This is a genomic window from Modestobacter versicolor, from assembly GCF_041028285.1.
In the GTDB taxonomy this organism is placed as follows: domain Bacteria; phylum Actinomycetota; class Actinomycetes; order Mycobacteriales; family Geodermatophilaceae; genus Modestobacter; species Modestobacter versicolor_A.
The window spans coordinates 18,959-43,609 of the sequence record NZ_JABGDB010000005.1 but is presented as its reverse complement, the minus strand read 5'-3'; the positions used below and the strand labels follow the sequence as shown (position 1 = coordinate 43,609).

The 24,651-nt window shown below is 75.8% G+C and carries 23 protein-coding genes; 6 read left to right on the top strand and 17 right to left on the bottom strand.

Going from position 1 to position 24,651, the window contains the following annotated elements:
* The first annotated feature begins 71 nt into the window (after nucleotides 1-71).
* Together HL054_RS16380 and HL054_RS16375 are read left to right on the top strand one after the other, a co-directional pair.
* Nucleotides 72-2,918 carry a helix-turn-helix transcriptional regulator gene (locus tag HL054_RS16380; protein ID WP_369140094.1) on the top strand — a complete coding sequence of 949 codons (2,847 nt, stop codon included), beginning with the start codon at nucleotides 72-74 and terminating at the stop codon, nucleotides 2,916-2,918.
* A gap of 82 nt (nucleotides 2,919-3,000) precedes the next feature.
* A complete protein-coding gene (locus HL054_RS16375) occupies nucleotides 3,001-3,453 on the top strand; it encodes a PGPGW domain-containing protein (protein WP_369140093.1) in 453 nt (150 codons plus the stop codon).
* Here the strand turns inward: HL054_RS16375 and HL054_RS16370 are convergent.
* Nucleotides 3,423-4,868: an amidase gene (locus tag HL054_RS16370; RefSeq protein ID WP_369140092.1), complete on the bottom strand. Its 1,446-nt coding sequence runs from the start codon at nucleotides 4,866-4,868 to the stop codon at nucleotides 3,423-3,425. The two genes, HL054_RS16375 and HL054_RS16370, sit on opposite strands and share 31 nt — an antisense overlap.
* Nucleotides 4,869-4,944: 76 nt before the next feature.
* Nucleotides 4,945-5,706 carry a peroxide stress protein YaaA gene (gene yaaA, locus HL054_RS16365; protein WP_369140091.1) on the bottom strand — a complete coding sequence of 254 codons (762 nt, stop codon included), beginning with the start codon at nucleotides 5,704-5,706 and terminating at the stop codon, nucleotides 4,945-4,947.
* A gap of 54 nt (nucleotides 5,707-5,760) precedes the next feature.
* On the opposite strand from yaaA, the gene HL054_RS16360 reads away from it, so the two are divergent.
* Together HL054_RS16360 and HL054_RS16355 are read left to right on the top strand one after the other, a co-directional pair.
* Complete coding sequence (locus HL054_RS16360; protein ID WP_369140090.1) at nucleotides 5,761-6,519, top strand: class I SAM-dependent methyltransferase; 759 nt, start codon at nucleotides 5,761-5,763, stop codon at nucleotides 6,517-6,519.
* Nucleotides 6,520-6,609: 90 nt separating this feature from the next.
* A complete protein-coding gene (locus tag HL054_RS16355; RefSeq protein ID WP_369140089.1) occupies nucleotides 6,610-7,494 on the top strand; it encodes a PP2C family protein-serine/threonine phosphatase in 885 nt (294 codons plus the stop codon).
* 75 nt (nucleotides 7,495-7,569) lie between these two features.
* Here HL054_RS16355 and HL054_RS16350 read toward each other — a convergent pair whose 3' ends face one another.
* The 8 genes from HL054_RS16350 to HL054_RS16315 all read right to left on the bottom strand — a co-directional run bounded on the left by HL054_RS16350 (nucleotide 7,570) and on the right by HL054_RS16315 (nucleotide 15,862).
* Entirely contained in the window at nucleotides 7,570-8,685 is a 1,116-nt protein-coding gene (locus HL054_RS16350) for a spore photoproduct lyase family protein (RefSeq protein ID WP_369140088.1), read from the bottom strand.
* A 125-nt stretch (nucleotides 8,686-8,810) separates the two neighbouring features.
* Nucleotides 8,811-9,410 (bottom strand): hypothetical protein, encoded by a 600-nt coding sequence (locus HL054_RS16345; RefSeq protein ID WP_369140087.1) that lies wholly within the window; start codon nucleotides 9,408-9,410, stop codon nucleotides 8,811-8,813.
* 11 nt (nucleotides 9,411-9,421) lie between these two features.
* Nucleotides 9,422-9,697: a hypothetical protein gene (locus HL054_RS16340; RefSeq protein ID WP_369140086.1), complete on the bottom strand. Its 276-nt coding sequence runs from the start codon at nucleotides 9,695-9,697 to the stop codon at nucleotides 9,422-9,424.
* 255 nt (nucleotides 9,698-9,952) lie between these two features.
* Nucleotides 9,953-10,756, bottom strand: a complete 804-nt coding sequence (locus HL054_RS16335) for an exodeoxyribonuclease III (protein ID WP_369140085.1) — start codon at nucleotides 10,754-10,756, stop codon at nucleotides 9,953-9,955.
* A gap of 43 nt (nucleotides 10,757-10,799) precedes the next feature.
* Nucleotides 10,800-11,156 (bottom strand): nitrite reductase small subunit NirD, encoded by a 357-nt coding sequence (gene nirD, locus HL054_RS16330; protein ID WP_369140084.1) that lies wholly within the window; start codon nucleotides 11,154-11,156, stop codon nucleotides 10,800-10,802.
* On the bottom strand, nucleotides 11,153-13,798 hold the full coding sequence (gene nirB / locus HL054_RS16325) for a nitrite reductase large subunit NirB (RefSeq protein WP_369140083.1): 2,646 nt from the start codon (nucleotides 13,796-13,798) through the stop codon (nucleotides 11,153-11,155). Before nirB ends, nirD begins: the two co-directional genes overlap by 4 nt.
* A 129-nt stretch (nucleotides 13,799-13,927) precedes the next feature.
* Complete coding sequence (locus HL054_RS16320) at nucleotides 13,928-14,812, bottom strand: alpha/beta fold hydrolase (protein WP_369140082.1); 885 nt, start codon at nucleotides 14,810-14,812, stop codon at nucleotides 13,928-13,930.
* An 87-nt stretch (nucleotides 14,813-14,899) separates the two neighbouring features.
* Nucleotides 14,900-15,862, bottom strand: a complete 963-nt coding sequence (locus HL054_RS16315; protein ID WP_369140080.1) for an acyl-ACP desaturase — start codon at nucleotides 15,860-15,862, stop codon at nucleotides 14,900-14,902.
* Nucleotides 15,863-16,188: 326 nt separating this feature from the next.
* Between HL054_RS16315 and HL054_RS16310 the strand changes: the two genes are divergently transcribed.
* Nucleotides 16,189-17,829, top strand: coding sequence for an LCP family protein (locus tag HL054_RS16310; RefSeq protein ID WP_369140079.1), 1,641 nt, complete (start codon nucleotides 16,189-16,191; stop codon nucleotides 17,827-17,829).
* A gap of 18 nt (nucleotides 17,830-17,847) precedes the next feature.
* Here HL054_RS16310 and galE read toward each other — a convergent pair whose 3' ends face one another.
* The 6 genes from galE to HL054_RS16280 form a co-directional block, all read right to left on the bottom strand.
* Complete coding sequence (gene galE / locus HL054_RS16305) at nucleotides 17,848-18,837, bottom strand: UDP-glucose 4-epimerase GalE (RefSeq protein WP_369140078.1); 990 nt, start codon at nucleotides 18,835-18,837, stop codon at nucleotides 17,848-17,850.
* Nucleotides 18,838-18,886: 49 nt separating this feature from the next.
* Nucleotides 18,887-19,519, bottom strand: coding sequence for a LutC/YkgG family protein (locus HL054_RS16300; RefSeq protein ID WP_369140077.1), 633 nt, complete (start codon nucleotides 19,517-19,519; stop codon nucleotides 18,887-18,889).
* A 37-nt stretch (nucleotides 19,520-19,556) separates the two neighbouring features.
* Nucleotides 19,557-21,035, bottom strand: a complete 1,479-nt coding sequence (locus tag HL054_RS16295; protein ID WP_369140076.1) for a LutB/LldF family L-lactate oxidation iron-sulfur protein — start codon at nucleotides 21,033-21,035, stop codon at nucleotides 19,557-19,559.
* Nucleotides 21,032-21,805, bottom strand: coding sequence for a (Fe-S)-binding protein (locus tag HL054_RS16290; protein ID WP_369140075.1), 774 nt, complete (start codon nucleotides 21,803-21,805; stop codon nucleotides 21,032-21,034). Before HL054_RS16290 ends, HL054_RS16295 begins: the two co-directional genes overlap by 4 nt.
* A 64-nt stretch (nucleotides 21,806-21,869) precedes the next feature.
* Nucleotides 21,870-22,253, bottom strand: coding sequence for a VOC family protein (locus HL054_RS16285; protein WP_369140074.1), 384 nt, complete (start codon nucleotides 22,251-22,253; stop codon nucleotides 21,870-21,872).
* The gene (locus HL054_RS16280) at nucleotides 22,250-22,537 is read right to left on the bottom strand and encodes an ArsR/SmtB family transcription factor (RefSeq protein WP_369140073.1); all 288 of its coding nucleotides are present in this window, start codon (nucleotides 22,535-22,537) and stop codon (nucleotides 22,250-22,252) included. Before HL054_RS16280 ends, HL054_RS16285 begins: the two co-directional genes overlap by 4 nt.
* Nucleotides 22,538-22,656: 119 nt before the next feature.
* On the opposite strand from HL054_RS16280, the gene HL054_RS16275 reads away from it, so the two are divergent.
* Nucleotides 22,657-23,619, top strand: coding sequence for an intradiol ring-cleavage dioxygenase (locus HL054_RS16275; RefSeq protein WP_369140072.1), 963 nt, complete (start codon nucleotides 22,657-22,659; stop codon nucleotides 23,617-23,619).
* A gap of 6 nt (nucleotides 23,620-23,625) precedes the next feature.
* Here the strand turns inward: HL054_RS16275 and HL054_RS16270 are convergent, their stop codons facing one another.
* Nucleotides 23,626-24,621 carry a LacI family DNA-binding transcriptional regulator gene (locus tag HL054_RS16270; RefSeq protein WP_369140071.1) on the bottom strand — a complete coding sequence of 332 codons (996 nt, stop codon included), beginning with the start codon at nucleotides 24,619-24,621 and terminating at the stop codon, nucleotides 23,626-23,628.
* Nucleotides 24,622-24,651 lie beyond the last annotated feature (30 nt).

Sequence of the window (24,651 nt, the reverse complement as noted above, 5' to 3'; positions counted from 1 at the left end):
CACGGAGGACTCCGGGATCCGGGGGACTCGAGCGGCTACCCAACCGCCAGGGAGGGCGGGACACTCCCGGGATGGCGCACCGGGGCCCCTTCGTCGGCCGTGCCGCGGAGCTGGCCGACCTGCGGGAGGCGGTCGCGGACGCCCGCGCCGGCAGCGGTGCCGTGCTGCTCGTGGCCGGCCCCGCCGGCATCGGCAAGACCCGGCTGGTCGAGGAGGCCGTCGCCGGCGTGCCGGACGCGGTGCCGGTCCGGTGGGGCCGCGCGGTCGACGACCCCGGTGCCCCGCCGCTGTGGGTGTGGCGGCGGGTGCTGCAGGACCTCCCGGGCGCCGACGTCGCGGCCGACGCCGGGGCCGGGGCCGGCACCGACCAGGAGGCAGCGCGGTTCCGGTTCGTCACGGCCGTCACCGACGCCCTGCTGACCGAGGCGGACCCGGAGGGGCTGGTGGTCGTGCTGGAGGACCTGCACTGGGCCGACGGCACGTCGCTGCGGCTGCTCCGGCACCTCGCCGGGGAGGTGCCGCGGTCGCGGGTGCTGGTGGTCGGCACCTCCCGCGGCAGCCCGGCGCCCGGCCCGCTGGCCGGCGCGCCGGCGCGCTCGCTGGTGCTCGGTCCGCTGTCCGAGCCGCAGGTGGGGGAGTACCTCGCCGCGGTCGGGGTCCCGGCGGCGTCCGGCCCGGCGGTGCAGGTGGCGCACCGCCGGTCCGGCGGGAACCCGCTCTACCTCCGCGCCCTCGCCCGCCAGGCGCTCCGGCCGGGGCGGCCGCCGGCCGCGGACGGCGACGGCGAGCTGCGGCACCTGGTGCGGACGACGCTGGCCGGGCTGCCGGCAGAGGTGCGGGAGCTGGTCGCCGTGGCGGCGGTGGTCGGCGAGGAGGTGGACGCCGGCGTGCTCGCCGCCGTCACCGGGACGCCGGTGCCGGTGGTCACCGGGCAGCTGGACGCCGCCGGCCGCGCCGGGGTGCTGACCACCGTGCCGGGCACCCCCGGTCGCCGCCGGTTCGTGCACGCGGTGGTGCGGGACGGCGTCTACGCCGACCTGGCGCCCGGGCTGCGGGAGGAGCTGCACCGGCGGACCGCCCGGGCGCTGGAGGACGCCGGGGCCACCGACCTGCTGACGGCCGGGCCCGTCGCCGGGCACTGGCTGCGCGGCGCCACCGACCCGGGGAGCCTGCGCCGGGCCGCGCGCTGGGCCCGCCGGGCGTCCGCGGCCGCCACCCGGTCGATCGCCTTCGACGAGGCGACCCGCTTCCTGCGCCTGGCCCAGGAGGCGCTGGCCCGCGCCGGCGCCGGGGCCGGGGAGACCGCGGAGCTGCTGGTGGAGCTGGCCGCGGCGGAGTTCCGGGCCGGCCGGTTCGCCCAGGCGCTGCGGCACGCGGAGGAGGCCACCGACCTCGCGGCCGGGTGCGGCCGGGCCGACCTGGTCGCGGCGGCCGCGCTGACCGTGCACGACGTCGCGTCACCGGGCATCCCCGCGGTGGTCGCGCGGCTGTCGGAGCGGGCGCTGGCCGTCGTCACCGGGCCGGGCACCGACGCCGTCCGGGCCCGGCTGCTCGCCCAGCTGGCCGCCGCGCTCGCCGAGGACGGTGCGGTGCACCGCGCCGACGAGCTGTCGGCCGAGGCGCTCGGGCTCGCGGAGCGCTGCGGGGACCCGACGGCGACGGTGGACGCCGTCCGGGCCCGGATGAAGTGCGCGCCGGACGACCTGGACCCGGCCGAGCGCCTGCGGCTCGGGCGGACCGCGGTGGCCCTCGGGCAGGCCACCGGGCAGCCGCTGGTGACCCTGTGGGGCCACAAGTGGCGGATCGACGTCGCGCTCCAGCTGGGCACCATGGCCGCCGTCGACGGCGAGCTGGCGCAGGTGGCGGCGCTGGCCGAGGCGACCCGGCTGCCGCTGGTGCGCTGGCACGACCTCCGGCTGCGCGCCTCGGTCGAGGCGCTGCGGGGCCGGTTCGACGCCGCGCTGGAGCTCAACGACCGGGCCTCCGAGCTGGCCCGCGGCGACCTCGTGGAGGACCGGTCCGCCCTCGGCATGTCGCACGCCTTCCTGCTGCAGCTGGCCCTCGTCACCGGGGACACCGCGCGCTGGGACGACGACATGGGCCGCACCCTCGCCGGTGCCCCGCCCAGCCCGATCGTCCAGGTGTCCCGGGCGCTGCACCCGCTGCTGCTCGGTCAGCGGGAGGCAGCCGCCGCCCGGTACGCGGAGCTGCGGGGCCAGGTGGCCGAGCCGGGCTTCGCGAGCATGGTGCACGGGGTGCCGATCGACCTGGTGCCGCTGGTGGAGGCGTTCGGGGACCGGGAGACCGCGGCCTTCCTGCTCGGCCACCTCGCCGAGCGGCCGTTCGTCTCCGGCGGCGCCGGCATCTACTGCTCCGAGCCCTGCGACCTCTACCTGGGCCGGCTCGCCGCCGTCCTGGGCCGGCGGGACGACGCCGTGCGGTGGTTCCGGCGCGGGGTCGAGGTCGCCGCCGCGGCCGGCGCCCGCCCGGCGGTCGTGCAGTGCCGCCTCGGGCTGGCCGCCGCGCTGGCCGGCAGCGGCACGGACCGGGTCAGCACGGACCGGGTCGGCACGGACCGGGTCGGCACGGACCGGGACCTCGGGGTGGCCGCCACCGCGGCCCGGCAGGCGCTGGAGGAGGGGGACCGGCTCGGCATGCCGGGTCCGGCGGCGGCCGCCGGCGCCCTGCTCGCCCGGCTGCGGGCCGACGCCCGGGCGCGGGACCCGCTGACCGGCCGGGAGGCGGAGGTCGCCGACCTGGTGGCCGCGGCGCTGACCAACCGGCAGATCGCCGACCGGCTGGTCCTCTCCGAGCGCACGGTGGAGAGCCACGTCCGGAGCGTGCTGGCCAAGCTGGGTCTCGCGAACCGCACGGAGATCGCCACGTCGCGGCTCCGCCGCCGGGCGCCGGAGGGCTGACTCCCGGCCGGCGGCGGGCACGCGTCCGGACCGGACCGGTCGGTCTCGCATGAACGGCCGTCCGGTGGGGCACAACCGAGCCGTGAAGACCGTCGTGATCGCCGTCCTCGGCGGCCTGCTGACCCTGGCCGGGATCGGGCTGCTCGTGCTGCCCGGGCCCGGCTTCATCGTCATCTTCGCCGGGCTGGCCGTGCTGGCCACCCGGTTCGAGTGGGCGAAGAAGCCGCTGGACTACGCCCAGGACAAGGCGCAGCAGGGGATCGAGGAGATCGGCAAGAGCCCGCTGCGCGCTGCCGGGGCCGCGCTGGCCGCGCTCGCGCTCATCGCGGTGGGCGTGCTGACGCTGGCCGGCATCGACCTGCCGTTCCTCAACGCCTTCACCGCCGTGATCCTGGTCCTGTCCGGGCTTTTCCTGGTCGGCAGCGTCGTCCTCGCCCGCCGCCAGGAGAAGCGCGAGCAGGCGAGGGCGCACCTGCCCGCCGCCACGCCCGGCAGCGACGGCGCCTACCGCGTCGCCGGGCCGAAGGCCGACTGACCGCTCAGGTCGGGCCGGCGCCGGCCGAAGCCGGTGGCCTGCTCGAAGGCGTGCCCGACCTCGAGCACCCGGCGGTCGGCGCGCGGGGCGGCGACGACCTGCAGCCCCACCGGCAGGCCGTCGGGGGTGAACCCGCCGGGCACCGACAGCGCCGGGCACCCGGTCGCCGAGACCAGCGTGCAGGAGCGCATCCAGCCCAGGTAGTCGTCGAACTGCACGTCGGCGACCGCCGTGGGGTACTCGACCTCCACCGGGAACGGCAGCACCTGCGTGGTGGGCGCGAGCAGCACGTCGAAGCGCTCGAAGAACTCGACCACCCGCTCGAACAGCGCCGTGTGCGCGACCTCGGCCCGGCCCACGTCGGCGCCGGTGAGCTCGGCGCCGCGGGCGGCGTTCCAGCGGATCGTCTCCTTGACCTGGTCCGGGTGGCGGCGCACCAGGTCGCCGAAGCTCGCCTCGAACAACCACGCGCGCAGCACCCCGAAGGCCTCGTCGGCGCCGGTCAGGTCCGGGCAGTCCTGCTCGACGGTGGCGCCGAGGTCGGTGAACACGCCCAGCGAGGCCTCCAGCACCGCGGTGATCGCCGGGTCGACCGGCACCTGGCCGCCGAGGTCCGGAGCCCAGGCCACCCGCAGCCCGGTCAGCTCGGTGGGCAGCGGGGCGGCGAAGGAGGCCCCGGGGTCGCTCAGCGAGATCGGCACCCGCGGGTCGGGACCGGCGAGCGCGGACAGCCCCAGCGCGACGTCGGCCACGGTGCGCCCCATCGGGCCCTGCACGGACAGCTGCGACCAGCCGATCGAGGCGGGGTGGGTGGGCACCCGCCCGGGCGTCGGCCGCAGGCCCACCACGTTGCAGAACGCGGCCGGGTTGCGCAGCGAGCCGCCCATGTCGCTGCCCTCGGCGATCGGCACCAGCCCGGCCGCCAGCGCGGCGGCCGCGCCACCGGAGGACCCGCCCGCGGACAGCCCGTGCCGGTAGGGGTTGTGGGTGGCGCCGAACAGCGTGTTGAAGGTGTGCGACCCGGCGGCGAACTCCGGCACGTTGGTCTTGCCCACCCGGATCGCCCCGGCCGCCTTGAGCCGGGCGACCACCAGCTCGTCCTGCGCCGGCACGGTGTCGGCGTGCAGCGGTGAGCCCCACGTCGTCCGCATGCCGCCGGTGGCGTGGGTGTCCTTGTGCGCGACCGGCAGGCCGTGCAGCGGGCCGACCGGCTCCCCGGCCGCGAGGCGGGCGTCGGCCGCGTCGGCGGCGGCCCGGGCACCCTCGGCGTCCAGCGTGACGATCGCGTTGAGCGATGGGTTCAGCCGCTCGATCCGGTCGAGGTGGGCGTCCATCAGCTCCCGCGCGGACACCTGGCGGTCGCGCACGAGCGCGGCCAGCTCGGTCGCCGGGCGGGTGCACAGGTCGTCGTCCATGTGAACGACCGTAACGGCCCCCCTGTAGGGGCCCGGCGCGAGCGTGCGAGGGCCGGGGGGCAGGGGGGTCCTTCCGTCAGCGCTGAGGTATCGGCCCGGCGGGGACGACGAGGGTCAGCTCCGTGCCGCCGGCATGTTCCACGTGCAACCCCGCCCGCCGGAGCACCGCCCGCAGCCGCACGACCGAGTCCGGCTCGCCGGTGGTGGTGGCCAGCAGCCGGGCCACCCGTCCCTTGTGCGCCTTGTTGAAGTGGCTCACCACCGCGCGGCTGCCGTCCGGGCGCTCGCTGAGCACCTGCACGGTGACCGCGCCGGGCACCGGGGCGAGCTCGGCGTAGGCGCCGGACCGCAGGTCCACCACCAGGTCGTCGGTGCCGGCCAGCACGTCGGTGAGCACCGGCTTCCACAGCGAGCGCAGCGTCGGCAGGCCGGGCAGCGAGCTGCCCGCGGAGAGCCGGTAGGCCGGGACGGCGTCGCCCGCGCGCAGCACGCCGAACAGCGCCGAGCCCACCGCGAGCCGCCGGTCCGCGCGGTGCCGCTGCGCCCGGGTCAGCGACCGCACGTCCAGCGCGTCGTAGAGGACGCCGGTGTACCGCTCGATCGCCGGCATGGTCGCGCTGGTGCGCAGGGTCGCGTTGCGGGCGATCTCGTCGTCCTGCTTCGGCGACAGCCCGAGGGCGGCCCGGGCGGCGGGGACGTCGGCGGACAGCGCCACCACGGCCTCGACCAGCTGCTCGCGCAGCGGGGTGAGCTCGGGCGCGCCCAGCGCGGCGAGGTCGAGCGGGGCGCCGTCGCCGCCGGGGTGCTTGGTCTCCGAGGGGGGCAACAGCACGAGCACGACAGAGCACGGTACGTGTTCGCATCCGGCCGCTCCGGTGGCAGGCTGCAGGGGGTGAGCGACGAGCACGTCCGGCAGGCCACCGTCTTCGGCAGCTTCGCCGAGGAGTACGACCGGTGGCGCCCCGGCTACCCCGACGAGGCGGTCGACTGGCTGCTGCCGCCCGGTGCCCGGGACGTCCTCGACCTGGGCGCGGGCACCGGCAAGCTGACGGCCTCCCTGCTCGCGCGCGACCTGCGGGTGACCGTGGTCGAGCCGGACCCCGCCATGCTCGCCGTCCTGACCCGGGCGCACCCGTCGGTGGTGGTGCACCGGGCCGGCGCGGACGCGCTGCCGCTCCCCGACCGCAGCGTCGACGCGGTCGTGGTCGGCCAGGCGTGGCACTGGTTCCCGCACGAGGCCGCCGTGGCCGAGGTGCGGCGGGTGCTCCGGCCGGGAGGGTGGCTGGGCGTGGTGTGGAACCTCCCGGACGACCGGGAGCCGTGGGAGCGCGACCTCGCCGAGCTCGACCCGGAACGGGACGTGCGCTCGCGGGCCCTCGTCCCCACGAGCGGCCCGCCCGAGGTGGAGGGCCTGCCGGCCGGCGAGGTGCAGCGGACCAGCGTCCACTGGACCTGGGAGCTCGCCCCGGACGACGTCCGGGCGATGCTCGCCACCGACTCCCGCATCGCCGTCCTGCCCGAACGCGAGCGGGACGAGCTGCTGGACGCCAGCGCCGCGGTCGTGACCGCCGAGGCGCACCGGCGCGGCGCGGAGACCGTGCCCCTGCACCGCGTCAGCGTCTGCTTCCGCTGGCGCCCGGGCGGGTGGTGAGAGCGCGACGGGTGGTGTGGCGTACGGCACGTCGGGGACCGTTCCCACGCGTCCCCGGACCGCGTCATCTACCGTCCCCTGGATCGATGCGTGCGAGTCCGGGTGGTGGACCAGGGGGTGGGAGCGGTGCTGGTGCTGGACAGTGCTGCCGTCTCCACCCGCGGACCGAGGCCGGACAACCAGGACTCCGCGGTCGCCGGACCCCTGCTGATCGCGATCGCCGACGGCGTCGGCGGCAACGTCGGCGGCGCGGTGGCCTCCTCGCTGGTGGTCAACTGGCTGGCCCCCCTGGCGACCGGCAGCCTCGGCGAGGGCGCCGACGACCCGGTCCGGGTGGTGGCCAGCTCCAACGAGCGGATCCGCGCGGCCTACACCGAGCGGCCCCGGCTGCGCACGATGGCCACCACGCTGTCGGCGTTCCACGTGGACGCCGAGGGGATCGCGCTGCTGCACATCGGCGACTCCCGGGCCTACCACCTGGCCGGTGAGGAGCTGACCCAGGTGAGCACCGACCACACCCTGGTGCAGGCGCTGATCGACGCCGGCTCGCTCACCCCGGCCGAGGCCCGGGTGCACCCGCAGCGATCGGCCGTCTACGCCGCGCTGCACGGCGCCGACGACGACGTCGCGGCGCTGGACGTCATCCGGCTCGACGTGCGCACCGGTGACCGGCTGATGGTCTGCTCAGACGGGCTGTCCGACGTCGTCCCGGCCTCGGTCATCCGCGACCTGCTGGCCTCCGGGCCGCCGGCGCAGGCCGCAGCGGCGCTGCGGGACGCCGCGCTGGCCGGGCCGCCGACCGACAACATCACCGTCGTGGTCGCCGACGTCCGGGAGACCACCCGCGAAGACACCCCGGCGCGGGTGCTGACCGTCGGCGCGGCCGGCGAGCTGCGCGAGGAGACCGCCGAGTCGCTGGAGGCCGTCTGGCCCGGCCCGGTCCCGGTCGGCCTCGTCCAACACCGCCCCCGCTAGACCAAGGGCCCCGCTGCCCCCCGCGACTCGCGAGCTCGCCGCGGGCCCCTGCAGCGGGGCCGACGAGCGGCGCGATCAGGTCCAGTACAGGACGCGGGCGGTGGGCAGCTGCTCGGCGAGCGCTGAGGTGAACCAGCCGCGCAGCTCGGCCATCGTCTCCTTGGAGTAGACGTGCTTGACCGAGCCGAACTTGCCGCGCTTGGTGGTGCGGGTGGCCTCGTCCATGTCCAGCTTCGTGCGCGGGTACCAGTCGGTCAGCGTCTCCTTGCTGCCCGGCGTGAACCGGTGGGTGATGCACTCCACGGTGAGGTCGGTGCCGGCGGGCAGGGCGGCGGCCACGTCGTCCAGCAGCCGGCCGTACTGCTCCTGCCAGCCCTCGACCGGCATGATCGGCGCGATGGTCAGCCCGACGGGGTAGCCGGCGGCGGCGACCGCGGCCAGCGCGGCGATCCGGCCGGCGACCGGGGAGGTGGCGCCCTCGAAGCGGCGGGCCACCTGGTCGGCGTTCACCGAGAAGCGCAGCCGGGTGCGGCCGCCGTGGGGGAGGCCCAGCAGTCCGGCGACGTCGTCGAACTTGGTGGTCGCGCGCAGCTGCACCGGGCCGGGCCAGGCGTGGGTGCCGAAGTACTCGACGGCGGTCGCCAGCCCACCGGTGAGGTGCTCCAGCGCCAGCGGGTCGGTGTAGCAGGACGCCTCGAACGTCGTCCCCTCGTCGCCGCGGGCGGCCGTGCCGGAGGTGACGGCGCCGAGGCCGACGTACGCCTCGAGGTCGCCGAGCACCTCGTCGAGGTCGGCGAAGACCCGGGTGATCGGGGGTCCGGACAGCGACCCGGCGAGGTAGCAGTACTGGCAGTGCGCCGGGCAGCCCTCGGCCAGGTCGAAGCGCCAGTCCGCGGACGGCGGGATCGGCTGCAGCCGGCGCTTGGACGGCGGCGGGACGACCACGGCGAGGGTCTGCTTGGCCGCCATGAACGCCGCCCGGTCGCCGTCACCGCGGAGGTTGGGCAGCCGGTCGCCGGGCAGCAGCTCGATGGCGTCCACCCCGGCGGCCTCGAGCCGGGCCAGGACGCGCTGCCCGTGCGGGCGCTCGGCGGCCGACCGGGTGACGAGCACGCGTGACGGCGTCCAGAGGCGGGTGGGAGCGGGAGCGGCGGCGGGGGAGAGGACGGCGGCGGCGAGCGCGGTGGTCATCGCCAGGTGCAACGACGTCCCGCCCGCCGTCCTTCCTGCGCAGCCCCGCCGTTGTGCACTGATGGCGGTCTCAGGGCGCGGGAGACCGCCATGAGCGCACAACGGCGGCGCCCAACGCGACGGGGTCACGGCCGCCCGTCGACGCCCTCGTCCGCCGGGCGCTGATCCCGCTCGGGCGGCACGGTGGCTGCCTCGCCGTCGTGCTCGCCGTCGTGCTGGTCCCGCTGCGCGTGGTCCTCGTGTTGGTGGTCGTCGCCCCGGTCGTGTGCCACGCGGGTGCGCGCGGTGTCGTCGGCGTCGTGCTCGACGTGCTCGTCCTGGCCGTCGTCCTGGCCGTCGACGTGGCTGTCGACGTGGCCCTCGACGTGGCCCTCCACGTGGCCCTGGACGTCCCCCTCGTGGCTCCCGGACTTCGCCAGGCCGCGGGCGACCACGTAGCCGATGGTCAGGAGCGCGAGGTAGCGGAGTGCGGTCTCGGCCCCGAAGGGGTCGGCACCCCCGCGGCCGTCGGCGTCGACGGCGAGCGCGGTGATGACCACGGCGAGCACGGCGGCCGCGTAGGCGATGAACTCGGTCGTCCGGGACGCGGACTTCGTCTCGGTGCTCGAGCGGTGGAGCACCGCCGCCGGCGCCGGGGCCCGGGTGTCGGCCCGGCTCGCGCTGCGGTTCGCCTGCTGGCTGCCGCTCGGTTTGTTGCGCTTCTTCCGGCGCTGGTTCCGGGACATGGGGGGAGAGGTCAGTTCCCGTGCTCGTCGTAGAAGTCGCGGCTGCCCGACTTGGCCAGCCCACGAGCCAGCATGTAGCCGATGGTCAGGTAGGTGATGTAGCGGATGGCCTCGGAGGCGCCGAAGGGGTCGCCGCCGCCACCCTCGTCGTTGCCGACGACGAAGGCGGTGATCACCACGGCGAGCACCGCGGCGACGTAGACGTAGAGCTCGGTGGTCTTCGTCGACGCCTTCGTCTCGGTGCTGAGCCGACGGTCACGGTTGTTGCGCTGGGCAGTGTTCGCCACGGGGTGCTCCTTGGGGTGTGTGTCGGGTGAGCACGCCACGGGGCACACGCGGCCGCAGCCATGACCGGCGCGCGCGGGGGCGAGGCGGACGGCGGCGGGAGCGAAGGGGGGTGACGTGCTCGTCGCTCGTGGTCCGGGAGCGCACGGATGCGGGGGTCCGCACTGCTGGAACCCACCAGGGACCATTCCTACGGCACCGGCGGCTGGCCGGCCACTCGAGACCGGGCTGCACCTGCCGGCGCCCGGGACGGTCGGTCAGTCGGCGAGCTCGACGACCACCGGGGCGTGGTCGCTGGCGCCCTTGCCCTTGCGCTCCTCGCGGTCGATCGAGGCGCCGGTGACCCGGCGGGTGAGCGCGGGGGAGCAGAGCTGGAAGTCGATCCGCATGCCCTCGCGGCGCGGGAACCGGAGCTGCGTGTAGTCCCAGTAGGTGTAGACGCCCGGACCCGGCGTGTACGGCCGGACGACGTCGGTGAAGCCGGCCTCGACGATGCCGCGGAACGCCGCGCGCTCGGGCTCGGAGACGTGCGTGGAGTGGCTGAACACCGAGATGTCCCAGACGTCGTCGTCCTGGGGCGCGATGTTCCAGTCGCCGACCAGCGCGACCTGGGCCTCGGCGTCCGCGCCGAGCCAGCCTCCGGCGCTGACCCGCAGCGCCTCGAGCCACGCCAGCTTGTACTGCAGGTGCGGGTCGGTGAGGGTGCGGCCGTTGGGCACGTAGAGGCTCCACACCTGCACACCGCCGCAGGTCGCCCCCAGCGCGCGGGCCTCGGGCGCGGGCTCGACGCCCTCCTTCGACGACCAGGACGGCATGCCGGGGAACCCGACCTGGACGTCGCTGAGCCCCACCCGGGACAGCAGCGCGACGCCGTTCCACTGCGAGTGGCCCACGTGCGCGACGTCGTAGCCCAGCGCCCGGAAGCGCTCCTCGGGGAACTGCTCGTCCTTGCACTTGGTCTCCTGCAGCGCCAGGACGTCGACGTCGCTGCGCTGCAGCCAGGCCTCCACCCGGTCGGCTCGGCTGCGGATGGAGTTCACGTTCCAGGTCGCCAGGCGCACGGTTCCCGAGCCTAGGCGTGCGCTCCGGGAGCCGCGGGCGGGGTCAGCCGACGGGCGGGCCCACCTCGACGACGCCGTCCCGCAGCCGGACGGCGTGCACCGGCAGCCGGACCGCGGCGTCGTCCGGGGCGTCCAGGCACACCCCGGACCGCAGGTCGAACACCTGCTTGTACATCGGCGAGGCGACGGTCGGGACGTCGCCGCGGCTGCCCACGATGCCCCGGGCCAGGACGTGGGCACCGCTGAACGGGTCGCGGTGGTCGACCGCGTGCAGGCTGCCGTCGAAGAGCCGGAACAGGGCGACCTGCCGGCCCTCGACCAGGGCGGCGACCCCGCGCTCGGGCTGCAGGTCGGCGTAACGGCAGACCGGCGTCCACGCACCGGTGACGGTCGCGCTCATCGCGCGAACACCTCCAGCCGGGGGCCGGCGACCAGGACGGCGCCCTCCGCGGTGCCGCTCGCCCGCTCACCGGCGGTGACCGGCCGGGGCTGGCCGCGCTCGACGACGTAGGCCAGCGACGGGTCCGGGGAGTCAGGGGCGTTGACGAACGAGGCGAAGCGGCGCAGCTTCTCCGGGTCCTCCAGGGTGGCCCGCCACTCGTCGGTGTAGCCCTCGACGTGCGCGGCCATCGCCGCGTCCAGGTCGGCGGCCAGGCCCAGCGCGTCGTCCAGCACGACGGCCCGGACGTGCTCCAGCCCGCCCTCGATCTCCTCCAGCCACGGTGCGGTGCGCTGCAGCCGGTCGGCGGTGTGCACGTAGTAGACGAGGAACCGGTCGATGGTGCGGACCAGGGTCGCGGTGTCCAGGTCCTCGGCCAGCAGCCGGGCGTGCCGCGGGGTGAACCCGCCGTTGCCGCCGACGTAGAGGTTCCAGCCCTTGTCGGTGGCGATCACCCCGACGTCCTTGCCCCGGGCCTCGGCGCACTCGCGGGCGCAGCCGGAGACGCCCAGCTTGATCTTGTGCGGGGAGCGCAGGCCCCGGTACCGCAGCTCGAGGGCGACGGCGAGGGCCACCGAGTCCTGCACGCCGTAGCGGCACCAGGTGGACCCGACGCAGGACTTCACCGTGCGCAGCGACTTGCCGTAGGCGTGCCCGGACTCGAAGCCGGCGTCCACCAGCCGCTGCCAGATCGCCGGCAGCAGCTCCATCCGGGCGCCGAACAGGTCGATCCGCTGGCCACCGGTGATCTTCGTGTAGAGCCCGAAGTCGCGGGCCACCTCGCCGATGGCGATCAACCCCTCCGGGGTCACCTCGCCGCCCGGGATGCGGGGCACCACCGAGTAGGTGCCGTCCTTCTGGATGTTGGCCATCACGTGGTCGTTGGTGTCCTGCAGCGTGGCCCGCTCGCCCTCGAGCACGTGCCGGCCGTCGATGCTGGCCAGCACCGAGGCCACCACCGGCTTGCAGATGTCGCAGCCCCGCCCGCGGCCGTACCGCTCGACGAGCTCGCTGAAGCTGCCGATCCCGGTCACCCGGACGACGTCGAACAGCTGGGCGCGGCTGAGGTCGAAGTGCTCGCACAGCGCCCGGCTGACGGTCACCCCGGCGGACTCCAGCTCGGCGGTGACCAGCTTCTTCACCAGCGGCAGGCACGACCCGCAGCTGGTGCCGGCCCGGGTGCACGCCTTGACCGCGCCCAGGTCGGTGCACCCGCCGCAGCGCACCGCGTCCCGCACCGCGCCTGCGGTGACGTTGTTGCAGGAGCAGACCGCGGCCTCGTCGGGCAGCTCGGCGGAGCCGGGGCCGCCCTCGGCGCCCTCGGGCAGCAGCCAGGCGGCCGGGTCGCCGCCGAGTTCCCGGCCGACCAGCGGGCGCAGGCCCGCGTAGGCGCTCGCGTCGCCGACCAGCACGCCGCCGAGCAGGGTGCGGGCGTCGTCGGAGAGCACCAGCTTCTTGTAGACGCCGGCCACCGGGTCGCCGTAGACGACCGACAGCGCGCCCGGGGAGGTGCCGAAGGCGTCGCCGAAGCTGGCGACGTCCACGCCGAGCAGCTTCAGCTTGGTCGACAGGTCCGCACCGGGGAACTCCGCCGGGCCGCCCAGCAGCCGGTCGGCGACCACCTCGGCCATCGTGTAGCCGGGCGCGACCAGGCCGTAGGCCCGGCCGTCGAGGCAGGCGACCTCGCCGATCGCCCAGACCGCCGGGTCCTCGGTGCGGCAGGTCGCGTCGACGACGACGCCGCCGCGCGGACCGACGGGCAGGTCGCAGGCCCGGGCCAGCTCGTCCCGCGGCCGGACGCCGGCGGCGAAGACCACGACGTCGACGTCCAGGTGGTCCAGGCCGGCGGCCGAGCCCTCGGCGGCGTGCATCCGGGCCACCCGGCCGTCCCGGCCGGCGGTGAGCCGCGCGGTCGCCGTCCCGGCGTGCACCTGCACGCCCAGCGTCCCGACCAGCCGGGCCAGCGCCTCGCCGCCGCCCTCGTCCACCTGCAGCGGCATCAGGCGCGGCGCGAACTCGACGACGTGGGTGTCGACGCCCAGCGCGGTCAGCGCGCCGGCGGCCTCCAGCCCGAGCAGGCCACCGCCGACGACGGCCCCGGCCACCCCGCGCGGGGTGCGCCGGCGGGCGTCGCGGGCGCCGGCGTCCGCCACGTACTGCCGCAGCGCCGCGACGTCGTCGATGGTCCGGTAGACGAAGCAGCCGGGCAGGTCCCGGCCGTCCACCGGCGGGACGAACGCCGACGAGCCGGTGGCCAGCACCAGCGCGTCGTAGCCGAGCTGCCGCCCGGTCGAGGTGGTGACCCGGCGGGCCGCCCGGTCGACAGCGGTGACCGACTCGCCGCGGCACAGCTGCACGCCCGGCGTCCGCCACAGGTCTGGCGAGCCGAGCGCCAGGTCCTCGGGGTCGCGACCGGCGAAGTACGAGGTCAGCGCCACCCGGTCGTAGGGCGCGCGCGGCTCCTCGGCGAGCACGGTGACCTGCCAGCCGGTGGCGGTCACCCCACCCCGGTCGACCAGGGCCTCCACCAGCCGGTGGGCCACCATGCCACCGCCGACGACCAGCAGCTGCCGGGGTGCGGAGGACGCAGCGGAGGGGCTCATGGCGGCGGACGCTATGTCCGGCGCGTTACGGCCCGGGCCCCCTCGGCGTTACGCACCGGGAAGCTCCCGCGCACAGCGGCGCGGGCCGGGTCGTGAGGTCCGCCGTCCGGCCGGCGCCACCGGGAGGGCTCAGCCGGCGTCGACCCGGTCCACGAAGTCCAGCAGCACCGCGGCGAGCAGAGCGGGGGCCTCCTGCGCCACCAGGTGCCCGACGCCGTCGAGGTGCACCGCGGTGACCTCGCCGGCGGACACCTGGCGGAAGGTCTGCTCGGTGACGGGCGCACCGGAGGAGTCGACGGTCAGCACCGGGACGGTCAGCGGGTGCGCGGCGGCCAGGGCCGGGGTCCGGCCGGCGTCGGTGAGGACGGAGGCGTAGAGGCCCTCGGTGCCGCGCCAGCCGTCCGGGCGGGCGTAGGTGCGGACGACCTCGTCGACGTCGTCGTCCGCGACCACCCCCGTGGTCATCCAGCCGTAGGCCCAGTCGCGGATGAGCTCCCGCTCGTGGCCGGGCAGCAGCATCGACGGGATGCCGGGCGTGCCGAGGAAGCCGAGGTGCCACGAGCCGCCGCCGGTGACGTCGGCGAGGCGTTCGAGCCCGTAGCCGGCCAGGGTCGTCTCGACCGCGGTGACGCTGCGGACGTCGTCCGGGTGCCGGGCGGCGAAGCGGAAGGCCACGCTGCCGCCGATGTCCTGGCACAGCAGGTGCACCGGGCCGAGGCCGAGCTGCTGCACGACGTGGTGCAGGTCCTCGGCCGAGGTGTCCGCGTCGTAGGCGCCGTCGCCGGTGCTGGAGTCGCCGAATCCGCGGAGGTCGACAGCGACGACCCGGTGCGTGGCGGCCAGCAGCGGGACCAGCCCGCGGAAGGCCCACCACGTCTCCGGCCAGCCGTGCACGAGCAGCACCGGGGTGCCGGTGTCCCCGGCGGTGACCACGTGCAGCCGAGCCCCGTCGACGTCGACGACGTGGTGGGTGACGCCGGGCAGGGTCGCGCCGGCGGGGTGGACGGGGGTCATGACGAGCTCCTCAGGAAGACAACCGCGTTGTCCACCAAAGTAGACAACGCGGTTGTCCAGCGTCAAGGACGCCGGCCCGCCGCGGGCTCAGGCCTGGGGGAGCGGGGTGAGCTTCTCGTCCGAGCGCGCCTGCAGCCGAGCCCGCATCCGGTCGCGGCTCTCGACGAACTTCGTCGCCTGGGCGTCCAGGCCGGTCAGGAACTGGGCCAGCTCCTCGCGGGCCTTCTCCCCCTCCGGGCCGAGGTCGGTGCGCTCGAAGACCTTCCAGGCCCGCAGCACGGGCTGGATGACCTCGTCGTGGTGCAGCCGGAGGTCGTAGATGCCGGCCTTGGCGATGATCACCGAGTTCTTGCGGAAGCCGGCCATGGTGGCGCCGGGCATCTCGAAGCGCATGACCTCGTCGGCGACCGCGCGCATGGTCGCGTCGGGCTCGATCTCGAAGGCCGCCGAGACGATGTTGCGGTAGAAGACCATGTGGAGGTTCTCGTCCTTGGCGATCCGGGCGAGCAGCCGGTCGGCGATGGGGTCGCCGGTCGCCTTGCCGGTGTTGCGGTGGCTGACCCGGGTCGCGAGCTCCTGGAAGGACACGTAGGCGACGGCCTCCAGCGGGGTCTTGTCCCCGGAGTCGTAGCCGGAGGTCATGTAGTCCATCCGGGCGCGCTCGAGCTCGACGGGGTCGACCCCGCGGGTGACCACCAGGTAGTCGCGCAGCGCGACGCCGTGCCGGTTCTCCTCCGCCGTCCAGCGGCCCACCCAGGTGCCCCAGGCGCCGTCCCGGCCGAAGCGGGTGGCGATCTCCCGGTGGTAGCTGGGCAGGTTGTCCTCGGTGAGCAGGTTGGTGAACATCGCGGCCTTGGCCGTCTCGTCCAGCCGCGACTGCTCCGGCGACCAGTCCTCGCCGCCGAGGAAGGCGAAGTCGCGCCCCTCGGACCAGGGGACGTAGTCGTGCGGGTGCCACTCCTGGGCCAGGCCCATGTGGCGGTCGAGGTTCTCGGCCACGACCGGCTCGAGCTCGGTCAGCAGCGCTGCCTCCAGCGGCGTCCGGGACACGGTGGCTCCTCTGTTCGGTACCTGCGGTGTCGTGACCTGGGGAACCGGAACGACGACGGCCGTGCCGGCACGGTCCCGGGTCGCCCGCCCGCCGGGGGTGCCCCGGCGCGACGGTCAGGGCAGTACGTACCCCACCCGGCGGGGTTCAGTCACCGCCCGGTGACCTGGGTCACCCCGTGGCCCTCCGTGACGACGTGTGGCACTGTGGAGCCAACGGTGTGCCGCCCGACACGTCTGCCCACAGGAACCCCTGGGGTCGGTGGTGTGCGGCCCGATCGGTGCCATCATGGCCTGATGACCGGTTGCCGGACCCGCGTGCCCGCCGCGTGAGCAGCGCGCGCACGCCCGGGCGCGACCGCGGTGAGTGGTCACCCGGCGACACCGAGTGGATCGACCCGACGGCGGTCCAGGACTACACCGGTCTGCCGCTCGGCTCGTCGGCGTCCGGGCGGCGCACCTACGGCCGGCACCCGGCCGGCGGGTTCGGCTCCGCCCTCGGCCTCACCGTCCTCGGCGCCCTGCTCCCGGGGACGGCGTTCCTGGCCAGCGGCCGACGCCGGCTGGGCGCCGTGGTCCTCGTCGTCTTCCTGCTGCTGCTGGGCGCCGGGGTGTGGGTCGCCACCGCCGGCCGCGGGCGGGCGATCCGCCTCGCCGTCGACTCCAGCGCGCTGATGGTGGGCATCGGCGTCGTGGTGCTGCTGGCGCTGGCCTGGCTGGCCGTGGTCGTCGGCGGGTACCGCGCGCTGCTGCCCCGGGGTGCCCGCGGCTGGCAGCACGCCCTCGGCCTGGTCGTGGTGCTGGCGCTGTGCGCCGCGGTGGTCGCCCCGGCGGTCAAGGTCGTGCAGATCGCCGCCGCGCAGCGCGACCTGGTGCAGACCGTCTTCGCCGACCAGGACAGCGCCACCGTGACCGCCCCCGTCGACGGGTCGCACCCTTTCGGCGACAAGGAGGAGGTCAACATCCTGCTGCTCGGCGGCGACGGCGGCTCCGACCGCGACGGCGTGCGCACCGACACCGTCATCGTCGCCAACGTGCAGACCGACACCGGGGCCACGACGCTGTTCAGCCTGCCGCGCAACCTGCAGCAGCTGCCCTTCCCGGCCGACAGCCCGCTGGCCGCCGTCTACCCCGACGGCTTCGACGGCGGCAGCGAGAGCGAGAGCCTGCTCAACGCCGTCTACCGCAACGGGCCGGCGCAGCACCCGGAGGTGCTCGGCCCGACCGCCGACCCGGGTGCGGACTTCCTCAAGCTCGGCGTCGGCGAGGCCCTCGGCCTGCACATCGACTACTACGTGCTGGTCAACCTGGACGGGTTCAGCCGGCTCGTCGACGCCCTCGGCGGCATCACGGTGAACGTCAACTACTACGTGCCGGTCGGTGGCGAGCCGACCCTGGGCACCCTGCCGGACGACTACATCGTCCCGGGGCCCGACCAGCGGATGGACGGCCCGACCGCGCTCGCCTTCGCCCGCGGCCGGTTCGGGCTCACCGACTACCAGCGGATGGACCGCCAGCGGTGCGTGCTCGACGCCATCGTCACCGCGGCTGACCCGGTCACCCTGCTGACCCGCTTCCAGGAGCTCGCCTCGACCACCCAGGACATCGTGTCCACCGACGTCCCGCAGGCCCTGCTCGGCGACGTCGTGGACGTGGCGATGAAGGTCAAGGACAGCGAGATCCGCAGCGTCGTCTTCGACGACACGGTGATCCGCCCGGCCTACCCGGACTACGACCTGATCCGCTCGCTGGTGCAGCAGGCCCTGGCCCCCCCGCCCCCGGCCGCACCGACGACGTCGTCCTCCGCGCCGGCCCCGGCACCGGCGCCGTCCGTGCCCTCGCCCCCGACGACGGCGCCGACCACCCCGCCTGCTGCCACCGGCGCGGCCGACACGGTCGCCGACGCCTGCGCCTACGACCCCGTCCAGGCGGCCGCCGCCCTCGCCGAGGGCGAGCCGCCCACCCGCTGAGCGCGGGCCGGTGCCCGGTCAGGCCGTGCGGGCCTCGTCGGCCGGCGTGTCGTGCAGCTGCCGCCAGCCCGCCCACGCGGAGCGGACCATCTCCTCGACGTCCCGCTCCGCGCGCCAGCCCAGCACCTCCGCCGCCCGGGACGCCGACGCGACCACCCGGGCCGGGTCGCCGGGCCGCCGGCCGACCACCTCGGGGTCGTGCCCCGCGCCGGTGACGTCGGCGATGACGCGGCACATCTCGCGGACCGAGACCCCCTCGCCGCGGCCGATGTTGGCGGTCACGTCGTGCACCTCCCCGGACGACAGCGCCAGCGCCGCGGCCACGTGCGCCGCCGCGATGTCGGCGACGTGCACGTAGTCGCGGACGCAGGTGCCGTCGGGGGTGGCGTAGTCGTCGCCGAAGACCAGCGGCCGCCGGCCGTGCTCCAGCCGGTCGAACACCTGGGTGACCAGGTTGGCGACCACCGTGTCGGCCAGCTCGGGCCGGCCGGCGCCGGCCACGTTGAAGTACCGCAGCTTGGCCACCCGCAGCCCGGTGGTGCGAGAGACGTCGTCGACCAGCCACTCACCGACCAGCTTCGTCCGGCCGTAGGGGTTCACCGGCCGGCAGTCGGTCTCCTCGGTGACGACGTCGACGTCCGGGGCGCCGTAGACCGCGGCGCTGGAGGAGAAGACGAACGACCCCACGCCGGCGGTGGTCGCCGCCGAGAGCAGTCGGCGCAGGCCCTCGACGTTCTCCTCGTAGTAGTGCAGCGGCCGGGCGACGGACTCGGCGACCTGCTTCTTGGCCGCCAGGTGGACGATGCCGGTCACCTGGTGCCGGGCGAGCAGTGCCGCGAGCGTCGCCTCGTCGTGCACCCCGGACAGCTCGAAGGGCCGGCCGGCCACCCGGTGCGCCAGGCCGGTGGACAGGTCGTCGAGGACGACGGCCTCCTGGCCCGCGGCGGTCATCGCCGCCACCACGTGTGAGCCGATGTAGCCGGCCCCGCCGGTCACGAGCCAGGTCATGGCGCCACCGTAGATCGGGGAGCAGACGGGTCTCGCGACGCCTCGTCGGTCAGCCCGCCAGGACCACGACCAGGGTGCGCGGCCCGTGCACGCCCTCGACCCGCTGCAGCTCGATGTCGCTGGTCGCCGACGGCCCGCTGACCATGGTGAGCGGCCGCAGCGGGTCCAGCCGGGCCAGCCCCTCGGGCACGCTGCCCACCACCTGGTCGGCGGTGACCACGCAGACCAGGCAGTCGGGCAGCAGCGACAGCGCGCGCCGCCCGCACGCGGGTGAACCGTCCAGCACCAGCGTGCCGGTCTCGGCGATGCCGACGGCGACCGCGGTCACCGAGGCGGCCCGGTCGGCCAGCTGCACCGCCGGCCGGTCGTCGTCGACGTCGCACCCGGCCGGCCGCCAGGCGCCGTCCAGGCCGGGGGCGACGACGACGTCCGCCGCGTCCCAGCCCGCGCCGAGCCCCGCGGTCAGCGCGGCCTGCACGGTCGCGCCGATCCCGGCCGGTGCGCAGCGCAGCACCGTGGCCCGGTAGTCCTCCACCCGGTCGACGAGCAGGTCGAGCAGCGCGGGGTCGCCGGCCGGCCGGCCGTCGGTGAGCCGGTAGTCGCGCACCACCTCGGCGGGGACGGTCCGCTCGGGCCCGAGGGCCTGCCGGATCCGGCCGAGGACGTCGTCCCGGGCGCTCACCGCCGGCTCCCGGTGTTGCACGTGGAACGTCGCCCGGTCACGACCGGCCCCCGCGGTGCTCCCGGGTCCACTGCTCCACGAAGGTCTCCCGCGGTGGCGTGGGCAGGTCCCGGCTGCGGGTCCAGCCGGAGACCGGTGGCGGCAGCGCGTTGGGCAGCGTCGGCCGGCCGCGGGCGACCAGCCGGCCGAGCTTCGCCGCCTGCTGCGCCAGGTGCCACAGCCGCGGGTGCGACATGGCGCGGGACAGCGCCCCGAAGGCGACGCCCTCCGCGGTCGGCCGCTCCTGCGCCTCGACGTGCTCGGCCCGCAGGTGCACCAGGATGCTCGGGATGTCGATCGCCACCGGGCAGACGTCGTAGCAGGCGCCGCAGAGCGAGGAGGCGTACGGCAGCGAGGCGTTGTCCTCGACCCCGGTGAGCTGCGGGGACAGGATCGCGCCGATCGGGCCGGGGTAGACCGAGCCGTAGGAGTGCCCACCGGTGCGCTCGTAGACCGGGCAGACGTTGAGGCAGGCCGAGCAGCGGATGCAGTGCAGCGCCTCCCGGCCCACCTCGTCGGCCAGCACCGCCGTCCGGCCGTTGTCCAGCAGCACCAGGTGGAACTCCTGCGGCCCGTCGCCGGGGGTCACGCCGGCCCAGGTGGAGGTGTAGGGGTTCATCCGCTCGCCGGTCGAGGAGCGGGGCAGCAGCTGCAGGAAGACCTCCAGGTCGCGCCAGGTGGGCACCACCTTCTCGATCCCCATCACGGTGATCAGCGTCTCCGGCAGGGTCAGGCACATCCGCCCGTTGCCCTCGCTCTCCACCACGGTGAGCGTGCCGGTCTCGGCGACGGCGAAGTTGGCGCCGCTGACGGCCACCCGGGCGCGCAGGAATCGCTCGCGCAGGTGGCTGCGGGCGGCCATCGCCAGCTTGCGCGGGTCGTCGGTGAGACCGGGGTCGACGCCGGGGATGGTGCGGGCGAAGATCTCCCGGATCTCGGCCCGGTTCTTGTGGATCGCCGGCACCAGGATGTGGCTGGGCTGGTCCTCGCCCAGCTGCACGATCAGCTCGGCCAGGTCGGTCTCGAAGACGTCGAGCCCGGCGGCCTCCAGCGCCTCGTTCAGCCCGATCTCCTGGGTGGCCATCGACTTGACCTTGACCACCTCGGGCGCGCCGGTGGCCAGCACCAGCCGGGTGACGATCTCGTTGGCCTCGTTCGCGTCCCGGGCCCAGTGGACGACGCCGCCCCGGGCGGTGACCTGGCGCTCGAGCTCCTCCAGGTGCTCGTCCAGCCGGGCCATGGTGGCGGCCTTGAGCGCCCGGCCGGCCTCGCGCAGCTGCGCCCAGTCCGGCAGCTCGGCGACCACCCGGGCCCGCTTGTCGCGGATGGTCGCGGTGGCGTGACCGAGGTTGGCGCGCAGCTGCCCGTCGCGCAGCGCCCCGCGGGCGGCGTCCGGGAAGGACCGCTCGCCGCGCAGGTGACCGACCCCGCGCGGGGCGTGCGGGAGGGCCGGCATGCCCAGGTCGACGGCGGTCACGCCGGCACCGCCGGCTCGGTCGTCTGCTGGGGGGTCACGGCTTCCTCCGTCGAGGCGAGGATCTCGGCCAGGTGGACGGTGCGGGTGCCGGCGCGCAGCCGGGAGAGCCCGCCGCCGATGTGCATCAGGCAGGACGCGTCCCCGGCCGTGCACACCTCGGCGTGGGTGGACAGCACGTTGGCCATCTTGTCGGTGAGCATCGCGGTCGAGGTGTCGGCGTTCTTCACCGCGAACGTGCCGCCGAAGCCGCAGCACTGCTCGGCGCCGGGGAGCTCCACCAGCTCCAGCCCGCGCACCGCCCGCAGCAGCTGCTGGGGCCGGTCGCCGACCCGCAGCAGCCGCAGCGAGTGGCAGGTCGGGTGGTAGGTGACCCGGTGCGGGTAGTAGGCGCCGACGTCGGTGACGCCCAGGACGTCGACCAGGAACTGGGAGAGCTCCCAGGTCCGACCGGCCAGCTCCTCCGCCGCCCGGGCCAGGCCCTCGTCGCCGGCGCGGCGGGCCACCGCGGCCTGCTGGTGGTGGATCGAGGCGACGCACGACCCGGACGGCGACACGATCGCCTCGGCGCCGGCGAAGGCGCGCACGTGGTTGGCGACGATCGGCACCGCCTCGCGCCGGTAGCCGGTGTTGACGTGCATCTGCCCGCAGCAGGCCTGCCCGCGCGGGACGACCACCTCGTGCCCCAGCCGCTGCAGCAGCGACGCGGTGGCGTGCGCCACCGAGGGCGTGAGGGTGTCGACGAGGCACGTGGCGAAGAGCGAGACCCGCATCACGCCATCCTGCTCCTCCGCGACCCGGACGACGAACGGGCGGCGACGGCCCGGGGGAGGTGGCTCAGACGGCCACGAGCTGGATGAGGTTGCCGCAGGTGTCGTCCAGCACGGCGGTGGTGACCGGGCCCATCGCCACCGGCGGCTGGGTGAACACCACGCCCTTCGCGGTCAGCCGGGCGTACTCGGCCTGCACGTCGTCGACGGCGAAGGCGGTGAACGGGATGCCGTCGGCGACCAGCGCCTCGGTGTAGGGCCGCACCGCCGGGTGGCCGTTCGGCTCCAGCACGAGCTCGACGCCGTCCGGCGCCTCGGGGGAGACGACGGTGATCCACCGGTGCTCCCCCATCGGGACGTCGTGCTTCAGCGCGAAGCCCAGCACGTCGGTGTAGAACCGCAGCGCCTTGTCCTGGTCGTCGACGTGGATGCTGGTCATGGCGATCTTCACGGGGTCTCCTCGGGGTGGGGGACGGGCCAGCGGTCGGTGATGGCCCGCAGCGGTGCGGTGTCCAGGTGCAGGAACGTGTAGCGGCCCTCCCGGCGCCGGTGCACGAGACCGGCGTCGGCGAGGACGTCGAGGTGCTGGGAGACGGCCTGGCGGCTGGAGGCCACCTGGTGCCGGGCGGCCAGCCGGGCGCACAGCTCGAACAGGGTCTGGCCGTCCCGGTCGGACAGCTCGTCGAGGATCGTCCGCCGGGTCGGGTCGGCGAGGGCCTTGAAGACGTCGCCCACGCCGCCACCATAGGCAAGTCCCTGCTTGCCTGACAACCCCACAGCGGACGCCCAGCGGCCGCAGGGCCGGCAGCTCGGTCCGCGGGTGAGCCTGGGGCCTCACCGACGACGGGAGCGACATGTCCGCACGTGCACCACGGCCCAGCTACGAGGGCCGGCCGCTGGCCCGGCCCGACGAGGAGGTGGTCGACCAGGGCCTCGGGTTCGACCTGGCCACCGTCGTCAGCCGGCGCCGGATGCTCGGCGTGCTCGGCCTGGGCGCGGCGGGGGTGGGCCTGGCGGCCTGCGGGTCCGGCGGCGGCGGGAGCGCCGCGACGACGTCGTCCTCCGCCGCGGCCGCCGCGGTGGCCGAGATCCCCGACGAGACCGCCGGGCCGTACCCGGGCGACGGGTCCAACGGCGCCAACGTGCTCACCGAGAGCGGGATCGTCCGCCAGGACATCCGGTCCAGCTTCGGCAGCGCGAGCGGCACCGCCGAGGGCGTGCCGATGACCCTCGAGCTGGCGCTCACCGACCTGGCGGACGGCGTCCCGTTCGAGGGGGTGGCCGTCTACGTCTGGCACTGCGACCGGGCCGGCGGCTACTCCCTCTACTCCGACGGCATCACCGGGGAGAACTACCTCCGCGGCGTGCAGGTCGCCGACGCGGCCGGGCGGGTGTCGTTCACCAGCGTCTTCCCCGCCTGCTACTCGGGGCGGTGGCCGCACGTGCACTTCGAGGTGTACCCCGACCAGGCGTCGATCACCGACTCGGCGAACGCGATCGCCACCTCGCAGGTGGCCCTGCCGGCGGACGTCTGCGCCGCGGTCTACGCCACCACCGGCTACGAGGCGTCGGTGGCCAACCTGGCGCAGGTGGGCCTGGACAGCGACAACGTCTTCGGCGACGACGGCGGGGCCGGCCAGCTCGCCACCGTCACCGGCAACGTCACCAGCGGGTACGCCGTCTCGCTCGCCGTCGGGGTGGACACCACCACGACGCCCACCGGGGGCCAGCTCTCCGGGGACGGTGCCCCGTCGGGGGCGCCGTCCGGTGGCCCCGGGGGCGCTCCGCCGGCCGGTGGCACCCCGCCCACGGGCTGACCGGGGTCAGGCGCTGGCGCGCACCACCAGCTCGGACGGGAACCGGGTGACCCCGCCGCCCCGGTCCGGGCGGTGGAGGACGGCGTGCGCCGCGGCCGCCGCGATCTGCTCGACCGGGTGGGTGGCGGTGGTCAGCCCCGGGCCGCTGGACGCGGCGGCCGGGACGTCGTCGAAGCCGGCGACGGCGACGTCGCCGGGCACCTGCCGGCCCAGCTCCTGCAGGACGGCCAGCGCCCCGAGCGCGGTGTCGTCGCAGACGGCGTAGACCGCGTCGGTGTCCGGCCAGCGGCGCAGCACCTCGTGCACCCCGGCCCGGCCGGCGGCCACGGTGAAGTCGCCGGGCACCATCCGGACCGGCAGCCCGGCGGCCCGCACGGTCGCTGCGTAGGAGGCCTCGCCCGCCTCCGGGCAGGACAGCCAGGCCGGCCCGGTGATCATCGCGATCCGGCGCCGGCCGGAGCGGACCAGGTGGGAGACGGCGACGCGCACGCCGTGGCCGTTGTCCACGTCGAAGGCGGGCACGTCCGGCGAGCTGGCGCCGATGGACACCGCCCGCCCACGCAGCGACCGGGGGAGCCCGGCGAGCACCGCGGCGGTGGTGTTGACCAGCACGGCCCCGGCCACGGTGCGGTCCCGGCTGAGCTGCTCCAGCGTCGGCCAGGGCCGGTCGAGCGGCAGCCACTGCAGCGCGACGCCCAGCCCCTCGGCGCCGGACACCCGGGCGGTGGTGGTCACGACCCGGGCCAGGTACGCGTCGTCCAGCACGTCGGCGGTCATCCCGGTGACGGCGACGACGACCCGGGTCCCGCGGCCGCTGACCAGCGCGCGGGCGACCGGGTCGGCGACGTACCCGAGCTGCTCGGCCACCGCCTGCACCCGCTCGCGCGTCCCGGCCGCGGAGGGCCCGGAACCGGTCAGGGCCCGGGACGCCGTCGCGCGGGAGACGCCGGCGGCCCGGGCGACGTGCTCCAGCGTCACGGGCGGCCGGCCGGGGTGGTCCACGCCCTCGTCCTACACCCCGCGGGCCGGTGG